Origin of the sequence: Streptomyces asiaticus, assembly GCF_018138715.1 — a bacterium.
GTDB classification, from domain to species: domain Bacteria; phylum Actinomycetota; class Actinomycetes; order Streptomycetales; family Streptomycetaceae; genus Streptomyces; species Streptomyces asiaticus.
Map to the genome: position 1 here is coordinate 9,141,236 of NZ_JAGSHX010000006.1, position 17,713 is coordinate 9,158,948.

The 17,713-nt window shown below is 70.4% G+C and carries 14 protein-coding genes and 1 pseudogene; 12 read left to right on the forward strand and 3 right to left on the reverse strand.

Annotation, left to right across the window (positions count from 1 at the left end):
- Positions 1 to 45: 45 nt before the first annotated feature.
- The 9 genes and pseudogenes from speB (at position 46) to KHP12_RS46485 (ending at position 8,696) form a co-directional block, all read left to right on the forward strand.
- Positions 46 to 1,008, forward strand: coding sequence for an agmatinase (speB, locus tag KHP12_RS46445; protein WP_037960149.1), 963 nt, complete (start codon positions 46 to 48; stop codon positions 1,006 to 1,008).
- Complete coding sequence (locus KHP12_RS46450) at positions 1,001 to 2,542, forward strand: purine-cytosine permease family protein (RefSeq protein WP_086881526.1); 1,542 nt, start codon at positions 1,001 to 1,003, stop codon at positions 2,540 to 2,542. The genes speB and KHP12_RS46450 overlap by 8 nt, the downstream gene beginning before the upstream one ends.
- 7 nt (positions 2,543 to 2,549) lie before the next feature.
- Entirely contained in the window at positions 2,550 to 3,194 is a 645-nt protein-coding gene (locus tag KHP12_RS46455; RefSeq protein ID WP_086881531.1) for a cyclase family protein, read from the forward strand.
- Between the two features lie 26 nt (positions 3,195 to 3,220).
- A complete protein-coding gene (locus KHP12_RS46460; RefSeq protein ID WP_086881525.1) occupies positions 3,221 to 3,664 on the forward strand; it encodes a YybH family protein in 444 nt (147 codons plus the stop codon).
- Complete coding sequence (locus KHP12_RS46465; RefSeq protein WP_086881524.1) at positions 3,661 to 5,109, forward strand: gamma-aminobutyraldehyde dehydrogenase; 1,449 nt, start codon at positions 3,661 to 3,663, stop codon at positions 5,107 to 5,109. The genes KHP12_RS46460 and KHP12_RS46465 overlap by 4 nt, the downstream gene beginning before the upstream one ends.
- Before the next feature lie 100 nt (positions 5,110 to 5,209).
- The gene (locus KHP12_RS46470; protein WP_086881523.1) at positions 5,210 to 5,722 is read left to right on the forward strand and encodes a GNAT family N-acetyltransferase; all 513 of its coding nucleotides are present in this window, start codon (positions 5,210 to 5,212) and stop codon (positions 5,720 to 5,722) included.
- A gap of 150 nt (positions 5,723 to 5,872) precedes the next feature.
- On the forward strand, positions 5,873 to 6,637 hold the full coding sequence (locus KHP12_RS46475; RefSeq protein WP_086881522.1) for an SGNH/GDSL hydrolase family protein: 765 nt from the start codon (positions 5,873 to 5,875) through the stop codon (positions 6,635 to 6,637).
- A gap of 107 nt (positions 6,638 to 6,744) precedes the next feature.
- A pseudogene (locus tag KHP12_RS46480) lies at positions 6,745 to 7,656 on the forward strand (extracellular catalytic domain type 1 short-chain-length polyhydroxyalkanoate depolymerase); the annotation flags it as partial.
- Positions 7,657 to 7,943: 287 nt separating this feature from the next.
- The gene (locus tag KHP12_RS46485) at positions 7,944 to 8,696 is read left to right on the forward strand and encodes a class I SAM-dependent methyltransferase (RefSeq protein ID WP_086881521.1); all 753 of its coding nucleotides are present in this window, start codon (positions 7,944 to 7,946) and stop codon (positions 8,694 to 8,696) included.
- 14 nt (positions 8,697 to 8,710) lie between these two features.
- Here KHP12_RS46485 and KHP12_RS53090 read toward each other — a convergent pair whose 3' ends face one another.
- The 3 genes from KHP12_RS53090 to KHP12_RS46500 form a co-directional block, all read right to left on the reverse strand.
- A complete protein-coding gene (locus tag KHP12_RS53090) occupies positions 8,711 to 10,474 on the reverse strand; it encodes an RICIN domain-containing protein (protein ID WP_211834624.1) in 1,764 nt (587 codons plus the stop codon).
- A gap of 152 nt (positions 10,475 to 10,626) precedes the next feature.
- The gene (locus tag KHP12_RS46495; protein WP_211834625.1) at positions 10,627 to 12,168 is read right to left on the reverse strand and encodes a long-chain-fatty-acid--CoA ligase; all 1,542 of its coding nucleotides are present in this window, start codon (positions 12,166 to 12,168) and stop codon (positions 10,627 to 10,629) included.
- Positions 12,165 to 13,706, reverse strand: a complete 1,542-nt coding sequence (locus KHP12_RS46500) for a class I adenylate-forming enzyme family protein (protein WP_211834626.1) — start codon at positions 13,704 to 13,706, stop codon at positions 12,165 to 12,167. Before KHP12_RS46500 ends, KHP12_RS46495 begins: the two co-directional genes overlap by 4 nt.
- Positions 13,707 to 13,966: 260 nt before the next feature.
- On the opposite strand from KHP12_RS46500, the gene hemA reads away from it, so the two are divergent.
- The 3 genes from hemA (at position 13,967) to KHP12_RS46515 (ending at position 17,446) form a co-directional block, all read left to right on the forward strand.
- Complete coding sequence (gene hemA, locus KHP12_RS46505) at positions 13,967 to 15,214, forward strand: 5-aminolevulinate synthase (RefSeq protein WP_086879916.1); 1,248 nt, start codon at positions 13,967 to 13,969, stop codon at positions 15,212 to 15,214.
- Positions 15,215 to 15,440: 226 nt separating this feature from the next.
- Positions 15,441 to 16,382 carry an ACP S-malonyltransferase gene (locus tag KHP12_RS46510; protein WP_211834627.1) on the forward strand — a complete coding sequence of 314 codons (942 nt, stop codon included), beginning with the start codon at positions 15,441 to 15,443 and terminating at the stop codon, positions 16,380 to 16,382.
- On the forward strand, positions 16,379 to 17,446 hold the full coding sequence (locus KHP12_RS46515; protein WP_037960172.1) for an arylcarboxylate reductase: 1,068 nt from the start codon (positions 16,379 to 16,381) through the stop codon (positions 17,444 to 17,446). Before KHP12_RS46510 ends, KHP12_RS46515 begins: the two co-directional genes overlap by 4 nt.
- Positions 17,447 to 17,713 lie beyond the last annotated feature (267 nt).

The window sequence follows — 17,713 nt, forward strand, 5'->3', positions numbered from 1 at the left end:
TCGACCGGACCCCACCGGCGCACGTCAAGAAGGGACTGCAACACCATGACCGAACCCCGAGGGCCCGTCGACTCCTCCCGGGTCCCGCGCTTCGCCGGCCCGGCCACCTTCGCCAGGCTGCCCCGCCTCGACGAGGTCGCGGGGGCCGACGTGGCGGTGGTGGGCGTCCCGTTCGACGGCGGTGTCTCCTACCGCCCCGGCGCCCGCTTCGGGCCCGCCGCGGTCCGCGAGGCCAGCCGGCTGCTGCGCCCCTACCACCCGGGCCTGGACGTGTCCCCGTTCGCCACCCAGCAGGTGGCCGACGCCGGTGACATCGCCGTCAACCCCTTCGACATCGGCGAGGCCATCGAGACCATCCAGGACGCCGCGAGCGGACTCCAGGCCGAAGGAACCCGCCTGGTCACCATCGGCGGGGACCACACCATCGCGCTCCCGCTGCTGCGCGCCGCCGCCCGGCGCCACGGCCCGGTCGCGGTGCTCCACTTCGACGCCCACCTGGACACCTGGGACACCTACTTCGGCGCCGAGCACACCCACGGCACCCCGTTCCGCCGGGCCGTGGAGGAGGGCATCGTCGACACCTCCGCCCTCTCGCACGTCGGCACCCGCGGCCCGCTGTACGGCAAGCAGGACCTCACCGAGGACGAGAAGCTGGGCTTCGGCATCGTCACCTCCGCCGATGTCTACCGGCGCGGCGCCGACGAGGTGGCCGACCAGCTGCGCCAGCGCATCGGCGACCGGCCGCTGTACATCTCCATCGACATCGACTGCCTCGACCCGGCCCACGCCCCCGGCACCGGCACCCCCGAGGCGGGCGGCCTGACCTCCCGCGAGCTCCTGGAGATCCTGCGCGGCCTGGCCGGATGCCGGCTGATCGGCGCGGATGTGGTGGAGGTGGCGCCCGCCTACGACCACGCCGAGATCACCTCGGTCGCGGCCTCCCACGTCGCCTACGACCTGATCAGCCTGCTCGCACTGCAAGGGAAGCGGGAGAAGACGGATGAGTGAATCCCCGGCACTGACCGAGGTCGAGAGCTACGGTGTCGAGCGCATCCCCGACGCGGACCGCACCGCGACCCCCTTCGACCTGTTCCGCGTCGCGTTCGGCGGCGCCAACACCTTCGCCACCTGTGTGCTCGGCGCCTTTCCGGTCCTCTTCGGGCTCTCCTTCTGGCAGGGCCTGGCGGCCACACTGCTCGGCGTGGTGGGCGGCTCCCTGATCCTCGCCCCGCTCGCGGTGTTCGGCCCGTGCAACGGCACCAACAACGCGGTCTCCTCCTCGGCACACCTGGGGGTGCACGGGCGGATCGTCGGCTCGTTCCTGTCGCTGCTCACCGCCATCGCGTTCTTCTCCATCTCGGTGTGGTCCTCCGGTGACGCGCTGGTCGGCGGCGCCCACCGGCTGATGGGCATGCCACAGAACGACGGGGTGTTTGCGCTCGCCTACGGCGTCTTCGGGGCGCTGGTGCTGACGGTGTGCGTGTACGGCTTCCGGTTCATGCTCTTCGTCAACAAGATCGCGGTGGTGGCGGCCTCGACGCTGTTCGTCCTCGGCTTCTTCGCCTTCGTGGGGGACTTCGACCCCGGCTACCAGGGGGTGTTCCCCTCGACGGCCACGGCCGGGTTCTGGCCCGCGTTCATCGGCTCGGCGCTGATCGTGCTGTCCAACCCCGTGTCCTTCGGCGCCTTCCTCGGCGACTGGGCGCGCTACATCCCCGCCGACACCTCGCGCCGCAAGGTCGTCACGGCGGCGTTCGCCTCGCAGATCGCCACCGTCCTGCCGTTCTTCTTCGGCCTGGCCACCGCCTCGATCATCGCCAAGAAGGCCGCGCCGTACATGGACGCCGGGGCGCCGAACTACGTCGGCGGACTGCTGGCCATCTCGCCCGGCTGGTACTTCCTGCCGGTGTGCCTGCTCGCCCTCATCGGCGGCCTGTCCACCGGCACCACCTCGCTCTACGGCACCGGCCTGGACTTCTCCAGCGTGTTCACCCGGTTCAGCCGGGTGCAGGCCACGCTGTTCGTCGGGGTGCTCTCGATCGGGTTCATCTTCCTGGGCCGGTTCGCCGCCAATCTGTCCCAGTCCATCTCCACCTTCGCCACGCTGATCATCACTTGCACCGCCCCCTGGATGATCATCATGGTGCTCGGCTATGTGACCCGGCGCGGCTGGTACGACCCCGACTCGCTCCAGGTGTTCAACCGGCGCCAGCGCGGCGGCCGCTACTGGTTCCACCACGGCTGGAACTGGCGTGGCATGGGCGCCTGGCTGACCGCGGCGGTGCTCGCCCTGCTCTTCGTCAACGTCCCCGGCCAGTTCGTCGGGCCGCTCGGCGATCTGGCCGGCGGCGCGGACATCTCGCTGCCGGTGGGCCTCGCCACCGCCTCGCTCCTCTATCTGTCGCTGCTGTGGCTCTTCCCCGAGCCGCGCGAGGTGTACGGGCCCGCCGGGCCGCGGCTGGTCCGCGCCTCGGACGCGCCCGTACCGCCGATCACCACGGAGGCCGGTGCGCCCGTGCCCGCGGTGGCGGAAGGGGCGTGAGACCACCGTGCGCCTCATCGACCTCTCCGTACCCCTGGCCACGGGCATGCCGGTCTACCCCGGCGATCCGCGGGTGACCATCGCCCCCGCGCTGAGCGTCGCCACCGACGGAGTGAACGTGCTGCACCTCGACATGGGGTCGCAGTCCGGCACCCATGTCGACGCCCCGTTCCACATCGACGACGCGCTGCCCACCCTGGACCGGCTGCCCCTGGAGCGCTTCTGGGGGCGGGCGGTGGTGGTGGACGCCCGTGGCGCGGAGCCCCGGACACCGCTCGGGCCGTCCCTGTTCGAGGGCCGGCTGCGGGCCGGGGCCATCGTGCTGGTGGCCACCGGCTGGTCGCGGCACTGGGGCCACGACGACTACCTCGCCCATCCGTATCTCACCCCGGAGGCCGCCGAACTCCTGGTGGACGCCGGGATCCGCACCGTCGGCATCGACGCGCTGAGCGTCGATGCCACCCCCGCCGACGACCTCCCCGCCCACCGGATCCTGTGCGGCGCCCACGCCGTCATCGCCGAGAACCTCACCGGTCTCGACCCCCTGCTCGACGCGCAGACGGCGGGAGAGCCCATCGAGGTCTCCCTGCTGCCGCTGCGGCTCCCCGCCGCCGACGGCGCCCCGGTACGGGCCGTGGCTCGCGTCGGCTGAACCACCCACGCAAGGAGCACCACCCCATGAACGACGAGGTTCTGCGGGCCGCCGACGCCCTGGTGGCGGCGTTCGGCGAAGGCCGCCTCGACGACTACTTCGCGGCGTTCGCGCCCGACGCCACATTCGTCTTCCACACCACCTCCGAACGCCTCAGCTCCACCGCGGACTACCGGGCCCTGTGGGACCGCTGGGTCGCGGAGGACGACTTCCGCGTCCTGTCCTGCGTCTCCACCGACCGGCTAATCCAACTCCTCGGCGACACCGCGGTGTTCACCCACCTGGTGGAGACCACGGTGAGCACCACGGCCGGTGTGGAGACCACCCACGAGCGCGAGACCATCGTCTTCCGCCGTCAGACCCACGGCCACTGGCTGGCCGTGCACGAACACCTCTCGGCAGCGCCCGGCACGACGACGGCCACGGCCACGGCTACGACGACGGCCACGATCACGGAAACGGAACGATGAGCGAGCTTCTCGTACTGCGCAACCACATCGACGGCGAGTACACCGACGCGGCCGACGGCCGCCGCCTGGAGGTCACCGACCCCGTCACCGGCGAGGTGTACGCCACCTCGCCCCGGTCCGGCGCCGCCGACGTCGACGCCGCGATGGCCGCCGCCGCGGCGGCCTTCCCCGTCTGGCGCGACGCCACCCCGGCCACCCGGCAGAGGCTGCTGCTGAAGATCGCGGACGCCGTCGAGGCGCGGGCGGAGGAGATCGCGGAGGCGGAGTGCCGCAACACCGGAAAGCCGCGCGCCCTCACCCTCACCGAGGAGATCGCCCCGATCGTCGACCAGATCCGGTTCTTCGCCGGAGCCGCGCGTCTGCTGGAGGGCCGGTCGGCGGGCGAGTACATGGAGGGCCTGACCTCGATCGTCCGGCGGGAGCCGATCGGGGTGTGCGCCCAGGTCGCGCCGTGGAACTACCCGCTGATGATGGGCGTGTGGAAGTTCGCCCCGGCCCTCGCCGCGGGCAACACCGTCGTCCTCAAGCCGTCGGACACCACCCCCGCGTCCACCGTGCTGCTCGCGGGCATCATCGGCGGCATCCTCGAGGAGCTGGGCCTCCCGGCCGGCATCTTCAACGTGGTGTGCGGCGACCGCGAAACCGGCCGGCTGATGGTCGAGCACCCCACCCCGGCGATGGCGGCCATCACCGGCTCGGTGCGCGCGGGCATGCAGGTCGCCGCGTCGGCGGCGAAGGACATCAAGCGGGTCCACCTCGAACTGGGCGGCAAGGCCCCGGCGGCGGTCTTCGAGGACGCCGATATCGCGGCGGCCGTCGAGGGCATCTCCCTCGCCGGATTCTTCAACGCCGGACAGGACTGCACCGCGGCCACGCGTGTCCTCGTCCACGAGTCGGTCCACGACGCGTTCGTGAGCGCGCTGGCCAAGGCCGCCGCCGCGATCAGGACCGGCGGTGGCATCGACGACGAGGACGTGCTGTACGGGCCGTTGAACAACGCCAACCAGCTGGCCCAGGTCACCGGCTTCATCGACCGGCTGCCCGCGCACGCCACCGTGCAGACGGGTGGCCACCGGGTCGGTGACAAGGGCTTCTTCTACGCGCCCACCGTGGTCTCCGGGCTCGAGCAGGATGACGAGATCGTCCAGAACGAGGTCTTCGGCCCGGTCATCACCGTGCAGTCCTTCCGCGACGAGGCCGAGGCCGTCACGTACGCCAACGGCGTGGAGTACGCGCTGGCGTCCTCGGTGTGGACCAAGGACCACGCCCGCGCGATGCGGATGTCCAAGGCCCTGGACTTCGGCTGCGTCTGGATCAACACCCATATAATCCTCGCCGCCGAGATGCCGCACGGCGGCTTCAAGAAGTCCGGCTACGGCAAGGACCTGTCCGCGTACGGCTTCGAGGACTACACCCGCGTCAAGCACGTCATGACGGCCCTCTGAACAACCGCCGCCACTCCGGCCCGTCATCACCGCGCCGCCGGCCCGGCGCGGTGATGACACACCCCACACCCGGTGGCGTACGTGCGTAGCCTGTTGCGACATGAGCGAGATGACACTGCGCCGGGCCCATGTCTCCGACCACGGGACGATCGTCGAGTGCGTGCGGGAGTGGTGGGGCGACTCACGCACCCCGGATCAGGCGCGTGAGCTTTCCATGCTGCTGCCCAGGCTGTTTCTCCAGTTCTTCGCCGGCACCAGCCTGGTCCTGGAGGACGGCGACGGCATCAAGGCGTTCCTCGTGGGCTTTCACGCCGCGGACAACGACCACGAGGCGTACATCCACTTCGTCGGGGTGGCACCCGAGCTGCGCGGGCAGGGCGTGGGCCGCAGGCTCTACACGGCGTTCTTCCAGCGTGCCGCCGAGGCGGGCCGCCGTGAGGTGCACGCCATCACCTCGCCCCTGAACACCGGGTCCGTGGCCTTCCACCGGGCCATGGGGTTCATGCTCGAGGAGGGCGACCGTCAGGTCAACGGCCTTCCCGTGCACGGCGATTACGACGGACCCGGGCAGCACCGGGTGTGCTTCCGCCGGCAGATCGCCGTCCATCCCTGAGGACGAGAGGGCTTGACGGTGGTGGTGCGCTGCTCTACACCGGTATGGGAGCGCTCCCATGGCTCCCATGATGTGTTCCGCACCAAGGCGTCCGCACCGTTCCGCGGGCGCCCACGGACCGAACCTCATGGACCGCCGAAAGGAAAGCGCATGGCACGCACCAGACATCCGCTCGCCGTCCTGATCCCCTTGGTCGCGTTTCTCGCCGTTCTCGTCCCGCTCGGCGCCGGCCCGGCCCATGCCGAGTCCAACGGCGGGGTGAAGGTCATGCCGCTGGGCGACTCGATCACCGACGGGTTCAACGTCCCGGGGGGCTACCGCGTCGGCCTGTGGCAGAAACTCACGGCGGGCCGTTACAAAGTCGACTTCGTCGGCTCGCTCTTCAACGGCCCGTCCGGCCTCGGCGATCACGACCACGAGGGCCACTCCGGCTGGACGATCCAGCAGATCGACGACAACGTCGTGAACTGGCTGCGCACCCAGAACCCGCACACGATCCTGCTGCACATCGGGACCAACGACATCTACGGCAGCAACCCCGCCGGGGCGCCGGCCAGGCTCTCCACCCTGATCGACCACATCACCGCCCAGGCGCCGAACGCGGAGCTCTTCGTCGCCACCATCACCCCGCTGGGCTTCATGGACTCGACGGTACGGGCGTACAACGCGGCGATCCCCGGCATCGTGCAGAGCAAGGTCAACGCGGGCAAGCGCGTCCATCTGGTTGACATGTACAGCGCATTGACGCCCGCGGACCTGGCCGACGGGGTGCACCCCAACGCCGGTGGCTACGACAAGATGGCCGACGTCTGGTGGCGGGCGCTGCGGTCGGTGCCGGGCAGCATCGGCAACCCCACGTTCGCCACCACCGGGTCCGGGGCGCACGGTAACGGGTCGGCCGCACGGGCGGCATGACCGCCCCTTCACCGTCACAGCCCAGGAAGGACCGTCATATGAACCACACCCCCGCCTCCGCGGAAACCACCCACACGCCCAGGCGCCGCCCAAGGACACCGAGGTCGATGGCCGCGGCGTTACTCGGCGGCGTACTGCCGCTGCTCGCCACACTGTTCCTGCTGGCACCGCCACCCGCGGCGGCCGCCTCGCTCACCGAGGTCACGGGCTTCGGCAACAACCCGAGCAACCTCCGCATGTACGAGTACGTGCCGAACAACGTCGCGGCACGGCCCGCCGTCCTCGTGGCGGTGCACTACTGCACGGGCTCGGGGCCCGCGTTCTACTCCGGCACCGAGTTCGCCTCCCTGGCCGACCGGTACGGCTTCATCGTCATCTATCCCTCCGCCACCAGAAGCGGCGCCTGCTTCGACGTTTCCTCCCCGCAGGCGCTGCGGCACGACGGCGGCAGCGACCCGGTGGGCATCGTCTCGATGGTCCGCTACGCCCAGCAGCGCCACAACGCCGACCCCAACCGGGTGTACGTCACCGGCGCCTCGTCGGGCGCCATGATGACCAACGTCCTGCTGGGCGACTACCCGGATGTGTTCAAGGCGGGCGCGGCCTTCGCGGGCGTGCCCTTCGGCTGCTTCGCCACCACCGACGGATCCGGCTGGAACACCGCCTGCGCCAACGGCACCATCACCAAGACACCGCAGGCGTGGGGCGATCTCGCGCGCGGGGCCTACCCCGGATACCAGGGCGCCAGGCCGAGGATGCAGCTGTGGCACGGCACCGCGGACAACACCCTGCGCTATCCGAACTTCGGCGAGGAGATCAAGCAGTGGACCAATGTGCTCGGGGTGAGCCAGACCCCCGCCTTCACGGACCATCCGCAGTCCTCCTGGACCCGTACCCGCTACGGCGCCACGGGCAACCAGGCCCCCGTTGAGGCGATCAGCGTGCAGGGCACCGGACACTCCCTCCCGGCCGCCGGGATGGCCGCACGGGCCATCACCTTCTTCGGCCTGGACGCCGGATGACCCGCTGACGGGCCGGAAACACGAAGGACGAGCCGACGAAGGACGAGCCGACACGAGGAACCGGTCGGCACCTTGCTGAGAAAGGCGCCTCGGGGCCGCCGAAACCGGCCCCTTGGCGGCCTTCCGCGGGCATGTGGGCGGCCGGTGCCCACGGCCGTGGACAACTCCTCCGCCGCCTCGTCCCCGGCCCCGCCGACGCCCCTCCGTGCCCTTGCCGCATCCCCTCTGAGCTGGTCTTTCGCCGGACCCGTGGCTATGTTTCACCCCTCGGGAAAGGGGAGCGCGTGGACCGGAACATACGCACGGTGGACGACGTGTTGAGGCTCCTGGACGGCCTCTTCGCACCGGAGGCCGACCGCTGGACGGCCGGCGGCGCCTCGTGGTGGGACGGTTTCTACGCGGACCGCGCCAAGTCCGTGCCGTTCTTCGTGGCGAAGCCCGATGAGCATCTGGTGTCATACCTCGACCGTGGCCTGATCGCCCCGGGCCGGGCCCTCGATCTGGGGTGCGGCCCCGGCCGTAACGCCCTCCGCCTCGCCTCCCGGGGGTTCACGGTGGACGCCGTCGACCTCTCGCCCACGGCCATCTCCTGGGCCGAGGAACGCGCCCATGAGGCCGGGGCCGAGGTCCGGTTCCACCGCGGCGACGCCTTCGCCCTCACCGCCGGCGAGTTGGCCGGGCCGTACGACCTGATCTGCGACTCCGGCTGCTTCCACCATCTGCCACCGCACCGCCGGATCAGCTACCTCGCGCTCCTCGAACGCGCCCTGGCCCCCGGCGGCCATCTCGCCCTCACCTGCTTCGCGGCGGGCGCGATGGGTTCCGAACTGCCCGACGCGGCCTTCTACCGTCAATCCGGGCTTCACGGTGGCCTCGCCTACACACCGGATTCCCTGCGCTGGATCTTCGCCGAGCTGACCGAGATCGAGCTGCGCCGGATGCGGGACGAGCCGTCCGGCTCCCCGCTCTTCGGGGAGCCGTTCCTGTGGACGGCCCTCTTCCGCCGCCCGAGGGAGGCGGGGAGCACCGCGCCCTGAGGTGCCGCTGAGGATCAGTGTGCCGGAGCGGGGTCCGACACCGACACATCGGCCGAGGCATCCCCGAGACCGGCGTTCCACCGCTGATCGTTCCGGTCATCGGCCGAGCGCAGCCCGACCTCGCTGTCGGGGTCGTCGCCGTCCGGGGTGACCGCGAAGTCGGGCGCGATATGAGGGCGGATCACCCCGTCGCGGTCGACCGCGAACCGCAGGTTCTCGCCGTTGTCGCCGTCGGCGGACGAGCACGGCCAGATGCCCACACCCCGGTCGGTGTCCCCGCGCGAGTCCAGACAGAAGTCGGGATCGGCCTCGGTGTGCAGCAGCCCCTCCGAGTCCAGCCGCCACCGCTGGGTGTCGCTCCCGCTGCACTGGGCCAGGACGGCGTCCGTGCGCTTCTCCACCTGCTGGTCGCGGATGTCCAGACAGAGCCCGGAGGCGGCGTTGACCACCACGGTGAAGCTGTCGTCCGGAATCGGGGCGGAGGGCGCGGGGGCGGTGCTCGGGGGAGTGGTGGCCGGGGCGGTCGTGGGCGGTTGGGTCATGCCACCGGGGTTCGGCGGGCGCTGTGGCCTCTTCGTCGGAGCCGGGGAATCCGTCGTAGGGTCCGACGAAGGAGCCGCCGGGGTGGCCGTGGGCGCGGGGGTGTTCGCGCGGCCGGCCGGGGCCATGTCGTCCCCGTCGGACACCAGGAGGGCGACGGTGAGGGCCACCGCCGCCACGGCTGCCACCGCGACCAGCGCGGCCGTCGCGGGCGGCCGGGAGCCGATCCTGGTCCGCAGGCGCCGTCCCGTGGATCCACCCTCCATCGGCACATGCGCCGCGACTCCGGCGGGCCCCAACGGTGGATACGGCGGCGGGGGAGCGGGGACCAGGGGAGGCTCCAGCCGTGGCGGCTCCGCGGGCGACACCGCCGCCGACCCCACCGAGGGCACACCGGCGACCGGTTCCGCCGTGACGTAGGACGCCCCGCCCCACCCCAGGAGCCCATCGGCGATCACGGGCCGGGGATCCTCGTCCATCCGCAGCAGTTCGCCGTACACCCCGGCACACGAAAGGCAGCCGGACAGATGGCGGTCCAGGTCATCACAGCGCCGGGGGTTCTCCGGCCGTACCGCCGCCTCGATGAGGCCGCGGAACCTCTGACACGTCTGCTCGCCGCCACGCTCCAGATGGGTCCGCAGCCATGCCTCGCGCAGCGCGCCCCGTGCCGTCTCCCGGAGCGTGGGGACGGTGTGCGGCGCCACGCCCGCGAAGGTGGCCACCACCGTGTCGGGCTCCTCCTCCACCACGCTGTACCACAGGACATCGCGGGTGCGCGCCGAGAGGGTGAGGAAGCCGCCGAGCATGGCCGAACGCCCCCTCGGCCCCGGGAGTCCGGCCGCACCGCCCGTGGCGGTACCGGAGTGCCCGAGCCACTCGGCGAACGCGGGATCCAGCCGCTCCTCCCGGCTGCCCTCCGCCCAGGTGGCGGCCACCCGCTGGACGAGCAGCAGCAGATGGTGGCGCCACGGCCCCCAGGGATCGATACCCCGGCAGGTCTCCTGTGCGGCGAGGCCGAAGGAGAGGTCGGCGAGCTGGTCGGCGTCGGCCTGGGTCCTGCCGCAGAGCCGGGCGTAGGACAGCACGGCCGGAAGGTGGCGCTCCCTCAGTTCCTGGGTGGCGGGGAGGGCGGTGGGCGCACCGGAGCGGATCCGTTCGGTGAGCTCCGTGTCGGACAGCTGGGCATACGACCGTTGCCCGGTGGTGGCATCGGGTTCGGTTCCGTGCGGGTCGGTCACCCTCACCACTCCTCGCGTCACCGACAGTGAGACGAGTGCCCATAGTGGTGGAGGGCGCGGGTGCGGGTAAAGGTATCCGCCAGGAACTCCCCTGAGGCGACAATTCTTTACCGGTCGGTTGGCTATCGGACGGTTGGCTCCGGGCCGGTTGGCTACCGACCGGTGGTGAAGCGACCGACGAGTTCGCGTTTGAGCACCTTGCCGCTGGGGCCCAGGGGGAAGGCGTCGATGAACTCCACCCGGCGGGGGTACTTGTGCCCGGCGAGCCGTTCCCTCGCCCACGCCACGATCCCGGAGCCGAGCGCCGCGTCCGGAGCCGTCCCGGGGCGTGGCCGCACCACGGCGCACACCTCCTCGCCGTACACCTCGTCGGGCAGTCCGATGACCGCCACCTGGGCGATGGCCGGGTGGCGCATCAGCACGTCCTCCACCTCGCGCGGGTAGACGTTGTAACCGCCGCGCACCACCAGGTCCTTCTTGCGGTCCACGAGGGTGAGATAGCCCTCCGCGTCCTTGGTGCCGAGGTCACCCGAGCGGAACCACCCGTCGACCAGCACCTCGGCCGTGGCCTCCGGGCGGTTGAGGTAACCGGCCATCACATTGTGGCCACGGATGACGATCTCACCGACCGCGCCCGTGGGCAGCAGCTCGACGCGGTCCTCCACATCGGCCGCGGCGATCTCCGCCTCGACGCCCCAGATCGGGCGCCCCACCGTCCCGGGTTTACGCGGCCACGCCCTCTGGTTGTAGGCGACCACCGGTGATGCCTCGGTCAGCCCGTACCCCTCGTAGATCGGGCAGCCGAAGACCTCCTGGAAGTCCTCGAGCACCTTCACCGGAAGCGCCGATCCCCCGGAGAAGGCGCGGTCGAGGGCTGGGCGGCGGGGGTCCTCGGCGGCGGCGTCGAGCAGGGCCAGATACATGGTGGGCACGCCCATGAAGACGGTGCACCTCTCGGTGACCATCAGGTCCAGCGCCCGGGGGCCGTCGAACCGGTTCATCAGCACCATCGTGCCGCCCGCCAGGAAGGTGGTGCTCATCCCGCAGGTCTGCCCGAAGGTGTGGAACAGGGGCAGACAGCCCAGCAGCACATCGTCGGGGCCGAGGTCGAACGGCGAGCGCATCGTGGTGCTCACGTTCATCACCAGATTGAAGTGGGTGATCATCGCGCCCTTGGGGTGGCCGGTGGTGCCCGAGGTGTACAGGACCACGGCGAGGTCGCCGGGCTCGCGCGGAACACACCGCTCGATGGGCTCGGCGCCTTCGGCGAGGGCGTCCAGCCGCGGACGGCCGCCGCCGTGCTCCTCCAGCACGGTGACCACCGGAACCCCGGCCACCTCCGCTCCCTTGGCGCCCTCGGTGAGCATCGGCGCCCCGCACACCAGCACCTTCGACTCCGAGTCGCGGAGCACATGGACGATCTCGTCGGCGCGCAGCAGACCGTGCACCGGGACGGCCACGGCGCCGAGCGCCAGCACCCCGTAGTACACCATCGGGAAGTGCGGGGTGTTCGGCAGCAGCAGGGCCACCCGATCGCCGGGGCCGATGCCCTGGTCGCGCAGTACGGCGGCGTACCGCCGGGTGGCGTCCCACAGCTCGCGGTAGGTGATGCGCCGCGAGCCGAAGACGAGCGCGGGGTGGTCCGGGCGCCGCAGCGCGGACTCGGCGAGCACCGCCGCCGCGGTGAGCGTCATACCCCGGCCCGCTGGGCGGCCAGCCGCTGCTTGTCCGGCTTGCCCGCGCCGGTCAGCGGAAGGTCGTCATGGAAGGTGATGGCGGCCGGCACGTGCTTGGGCGAGAGCTCACCGGACACATGGTCGAGCAGCGAGGTGAAGTCCGCGACGCCACCGGTCCTGAGCACCACGGCGGCGTGGATGTGCTCCACCCGGTCCCCGTCGGCCACGCCGTACACCGCGGCCTGGGCCACATCGGGGTGGGTCAGCAGCGCGTTCTCGACGGCGGTGGGATGAACCTTGATCCCGTTGGTCTTCATCACCTCGCCCACCCGGCCGTGCAGCCGCACATAGCCGCGCTCGTCGAGGGCGCCGAGGTCACCGGTGTACACCCAGCCGTCGCGTACGGTCTCCGCGGTCAGCTCCGGCTCGCGCCAGTAGCCGAGCATGTTGAACGGCGACCGTACGCAGATCTCGCCGATCTCACCCGCCGGCAGATCGCGCTGGTCGTCCACGTCACGGACGCGCACCTCGGCGGTCAGCCGGCCGGCGGTGAACCGCAGTTCGGGGTCGAAGTGGTCCGGCGGGGCGAGCACGCTGATCCCGCTGGTCTCGGTGGTGCCGTAGAACTGGAGCAGCACCGGGCCGAACACCTCGACCGCCTCGGCCAGCCGGGCCGGGGCGGCGGGGCAGCCGCCGTAGGAGATGATCTGGATGCTCGACAGATCGGTGTCCTTGATGGCCGGGTGGTCCACCAGCATGTACAGCTGCGGAGGGGTGAGGGTGAGCGCGGACACCCGGTGGCGCTCCACCGCGTCGAGCACCGCGCTCGCGTCGAAGCCCTCGTGCAGCACCACCGTGCCACCGGAGGCGAGGGCGAGGTCGGCGCCGGAGCCGTTGGAGTGGCTCACCGGCAGCGTGGACAGATAGGTGATCGGGCCGGGCGCGTCAAGTCCCGCCCGCAGATAGAGAGTTCGGACGCGGAAGGGGAGTGTCACACCCTTCGGGCTGCCGCTGGTGCCACTGGTGAACAGGACCACGGCCGGGCGCTCGGGGTCGGTCTCCACGACCGTCAGATCGAAGGCGTCCGCGTCGCCCGTGGTCAGGTCCAGCACATCGGGGCCGAGCGAGCCCAGTGCGGCGAGCCGGGGCGGCTCCGGCAGACGCTCGCACAGCTCCCGGGCCAGGCCCAGGTTCTCCTCGTCCACGGCGAGGAACGTGGCGCCGGTCTTCTTCAGGATCTCGTGCCGCTCGCGGGTGGCCAGCTGATCGGTGGGGTCCACCGCGTTGGTGGAGTGCAGATGGACCACCGTGGCACCGATGAGGTTCGCCGCATAGCGCAGCATGATGGTGGCCGGGGTGTTGGCGACCGTCAGTACGGCCACGACCGGAATTTCTTCCTCCGCTGTCTGGCGGCGCAGCAATTCCGCCGCCGCGACCACGGTGCGGGTGAACTCACCGGCGGTGAACCGCTCATCGTCGCGGAGCAGGGCAACCCGCTCCGAATCGGCCGACAGAGCCTCGAGGACCCGTCGGACGTAATTGTCGGTCGGAGACATCGAAACTCCAGTTCGCCGTGTGCCGATGAGTTCAAGGTGCCGTTTCCCGCTGAAGGATGACACCCTGCCTCCGGCGTGGCAACCTTCTTCCATCCACCCGTCAGTTTCCTGCCGTGAAACCGGGTCGGGTGTGCGGAGGTTGCCTTTCGGCATACCGATTGACGGCCGACCGCATGTAGATTGGCGTCGGCGGGGGGTCGCTACGGCTCATCCCGCTTTCTGCGCGATCCCCAAGTAGCCTAAAAGCGAAGTGAGTGGACGTGACGACCCAATATCTGGACCTGTTTTCGCGCCTCACCGAAGGTTCTGACGGTGGAAAGCGGGAGTTCCTGGAGATCGGACGGCTCGCCGGTCAGTTCCCCGCCGCCAGCGTCAGCGGCCTCGAGGACACCTCCCGGATCAGCGTCTGGTGCAGCAACGACTACCTCGGCATGGGCCAGCACCCCGCCGTCCTGGAGGCCATGAAGGAAGCCGTCGACGAGTACGGGGCGGGCGCCGGCGGCTCACGCAACATCGGCGGCACCAACCACTGCCACGTATTGCTGGAGAAGGAGCTCAGCGCGCTCCACGGCAAGGACGACGCGCTGCTGTTCACCTCCGGCTACACCGCCAACGACGGCGCGCTGTCCGTCATCGCGGGCCGCATGGAGGGCTGCGTCGTCTTCTCCGACGCGCTGAACCACGCCTCCATCATCGACGGCCTGCGCCACAGCGGCGCCCAGAAGCGGATCTTCCGGCACAACGACACCGCGCACCTCGAGGAGCTGCTCGCGGCCGCCGACCCCGATGCGCCCAAGCTCATCGTCACCGAGTCGGTCTACTCGATGAACGGCGACATCGCGCCACTCGCGGAGATCGCCGACATCGCCGAGCGCCATGGTGCCATGACCTTCCTCGACGAGGTGCACGCGGTGGGCATGTACGGCCCGCAGGGCGCGGGCATCGCGGCACGCGAGGGGCTGGCAGACCGGTTCACCGTCATCATGGGCACGCTGGCCAAGGGCTTTGGCACCAACGGCGGATACATCGTGGGCCCGGCGGAGGTGATCGAGGCGGTGCGGATGTTCTCCCGCTCCTTCATCTTCACCACCGCGATGCCGCCCGCCGTGGCCGCCGCCGCCCTCGCCGCCGTCCGCCATCTGCGCTCCTCGGAGGCCGAAAGGGAACGGCTGTGGGCAAACGCACAGTTGATGCACCGGCTGCTGAAGGAGCGCCGGATCCCCTTCATCTCCGACCTCACCCACATCGTGTCCGTGCTGGTGCGGAACGAGGCCCTGTGCAAGCGCATGTCCACGGCCCTGCTGGAGCGGCACGGCATCTATGTGCAGGCGATCAACGCGCCCAGCGTACGGGCCGGTGAGGAGATCCTGCGGGTAGCCCCCGGAGCCGTCCATTCCACCTCCGAGGTGGAGATGTTCGTCAAGGCCCTTGACCAGGTCTGGGAGGAGCTCGGCGGCCCCCGTGAGGATGTCGAAATACGGTTGCGCAATGGGACCGGCCGGGGTTAGGCAAAGGTGGCGCAAGGCGTGTGGATCTTGCTTGACACGCCTTGGCAGCGAGAGGTTTGATGAGCGAACGCGAACAGCTGGGTGATTCTTGAGACCCGCTAGCGGAACGGGGATCTCGGGGGAGCAGTTCATGGGGTGCCGCGGTGATGCGGCATGCTTTGGCCCGGCGCGAACGGGTGGAAACGGGGGTTTCGGGGTGACGCTTGCGTATGTCCTCGACGGTGGTATGAACGATCAGCCGGGAGCCGGCGCGGAGCTGTATGAACTCTTTCCGAGTGTGCAGCACACCTATCAACGCATCGCCGAGTGGACGGGTATCGACGTCCAGCGGATATTCGAAGAGGAACGGCAACCCGGACAGGAGCACCGACAAGGCATCGGTGCCATTCGTCAGGCCGCGGCCGTATTAGGAATTGCGGATGTTCTCGCCGAGGAATACGGCATAACGCCGGCCGCCGTATGCGGGCTGAGTTTCGGCGCACTGGTCGGCGCGACTCTCGCCGGAGCCGTCGAGCGTCAGGATCTCTTCACCCTTCTGATGCGATTGCGGGAAGTGCCACCACCGGCCGCGGACAACGGCCCGCAGGCCGTCGCCATGCTGCGGATCCCCTACGACACCGCCACCGACGACCTGCTCGCCGACGTCCCCGGTGTGTATCTCTCCGCCGACCTCGGGAAGGTCGGCACGGGCCAGGAGCGCATGGTGCTGCTGGGCGGCTACCGCTCGGCGCTCCAGGAGTTCGGGGCGGGGTTCCCGGCCGGCGCGCTGCATGTGTCCGACGACCACGGCGCGGCGTTCCACTCGCCGCTCCAGCAGCACATCAGCGACTTCCTCGAGCCCACGCTGGAGGCCATGACCTTCCATGACCCACGGGTGCCCGTGCACTCGTGCATGGAGCGCAAGGCCCTCACCACCGCCGAGGAGATCCGCGATCTCTTCCGCCGCAACCCCACCGCCCCCGTGAGTGTCCCGCACATGATCGGCGGACTGGAGGACGGCGGCACCGAACTGGGTCTGGTGCTCGGCCCCGCCGCCTTCGGCACCTTCCAGAGCGCGGCGTTCCCCGTGGTCCACGTGGAATCCCCGGACCATGTCTTCGAGGCGATGACGGCGGTCTACGACTTCGGTATCGAACTCCCTTCCACGGAAGCCGGGGTGGCCCAGTGAAGGACGTGACCGAGCAGATCGACCAGTGGCTGTCGCAGGACATCGACGCCTGGACCCGCCGGGTCGTCCGCCGCCACTTCGACCCCGACACCGGCACCCCGTACTGGCTCAAGCGCGCCGCCGAACTCGCCATCGACCCACGGGACATCACCCGCCACGACGAGCTGTCCGCGTTCGGCCCGATGCCGCTGGGCGACCTGCGCACCCTGGACCCCGCCGAGCTCGTGCCCCAGGCCGTGCCCCGGCCCCTGACCGGCCGGGTCTGGGACTCCGGAGGCACCACCGGCAACCCCTGCCGGGTGTTCTACACCGAGCCGATGCTCGAGCACCGCGCCGCCTGGCGGCGCTGGGTGATCGAGCGCGAGGGATTCGAACCGGGCCGCACCTGGCTCCAGGCCACCCCCACCGGACCGCATCTCATCGGACACGGCGCGGTGGACCTGGCCGACCTGTACGACGGCCGGGTGTACGGCATCGACTTCGACCCCCGCTGGGTCAAGCGGCTGCTCCGCGACGGCAGACTGAAGGACGCGCAGGAGTACACGGCCCACATCACCGAGCAGATCGCCGCGGTCCTGGAGCACCAGCCGGTCGACTACCTCGTCACCACCCCGGCCCTGCTACAGGCCCTGATCAAGGCGAGGCCCGAGCTGGTGGCGCGGCTGAAGGGCGTACGGCTCAGCGGGACACACGCGACCCCCGCCATGCGCAGATCCTTCCACAAGGCCCTGGACGGCGGACTGGTCGTCGTCACGTACGCCAACACCTTCGGCAACACCGTGGGCCTGCCCGCGGAGGACGACGGCGCCGTCATGCCGTACCTGCCGAACTACCCGCAGGTGACCATGGCGGTCGTCGACAAGGACGACTGGTCCAAGGTGGTCGGATACGGCGAACAGGGCCAGGTCCGGCTGACCGTCCTGCACGACGACCTCTTCCTGCCCAATGTGCTCGAGCGCGACCTCGCGGTGCGGTACGACACGGGCCCGGAGTGGCCGTGTGACGGCGTCGCCAACGTCAAGCCACTTCAGGTCGTGCGATCGGCGCCGGAAGGCATCTACTAGGCCCCGCCCAGACCCACAAGACATCCACGAAGCCCGGGGAACACGGTCCACGCATCACGGACCACGGGCCACCGGCCGCAGCGCATGAGCGCCCGCGTGGCATCCGCCACGCGGGAGGGGTCCGCCCGCCCATGTCCCGTCCGTTCCCCGCCCGCTTCGCCATCTCGTTCTCCTGTCCCGCTGTCCTGTCCGGACGCGGCGCAGACCTTCGCGTTGCGCTGGTGTGCGCCCGGCGTCCTACGTTCCTGGATCCAGGGAGTCACGCTC

Coding starts and splice junctions, on each gene's coding strand:
- KHP12_RS46460 (WP_086881525.1), top strand. CDS start 3,221: ATGAACGACGAGGTTCTGCGGGCCGCCGACGCCCTGGTGGCGGCGTTC.
- KHP12_RS46465 (WP_086881524.1), top strand. CDS start 3,661: ATGAGCGAGCTTCTCGTACTGCGCAACCACATCGACGGCGAGTACACC.
- KHP12_RS46495 (WP_211834625.1), bottom strand. CDS start 12,168: ATGACGCTCACCGCGGCGGCGGTGCTCGCCGAGTCCGCGCTGCGGCGC.
- KHP12_RS46510 (WP_211834627.1), top strand. CDS start 15,441: ATGAACGATCAGCCGGGAGCCGGCGCGGAGCTGTATGAACTCTTTCCG.
- KHP12_RS46475 (WP_086881522.1), top strand. CDS start 5,873: ATGGCACGCACCAGACATCCGCTCGCCGTCCTGATCCCCTTGGTCGCG.
- KHP12_RS46470 (WP_086881523.1), top strand. CDS start 5,210: ATGAGCGAGATGACACTGCGCCGGGCCCATGTCTCCGACCACGGGACG.
- KHP12_RS46500 (WP_211834626.1), bottom strand. CDS start 13,706: ATGTCTCCGACCGACAATTACGTCCGACGGGTCCTCGAGGCTCTGTCG.
- speB (WP_037960149.1), top strand. CDS start 46: ATGACCGAACCCCGAGGGCCCGTCGACTCCTCCCGGGTCCCGCGCTTC.
- KHP12_RS46450 (WP_086881526.1), top strand. CDS start 1,001: ATGAGTGAATCCCCGGCACTGACCGAGGTCGAGAGCTACGGTGTCGAG.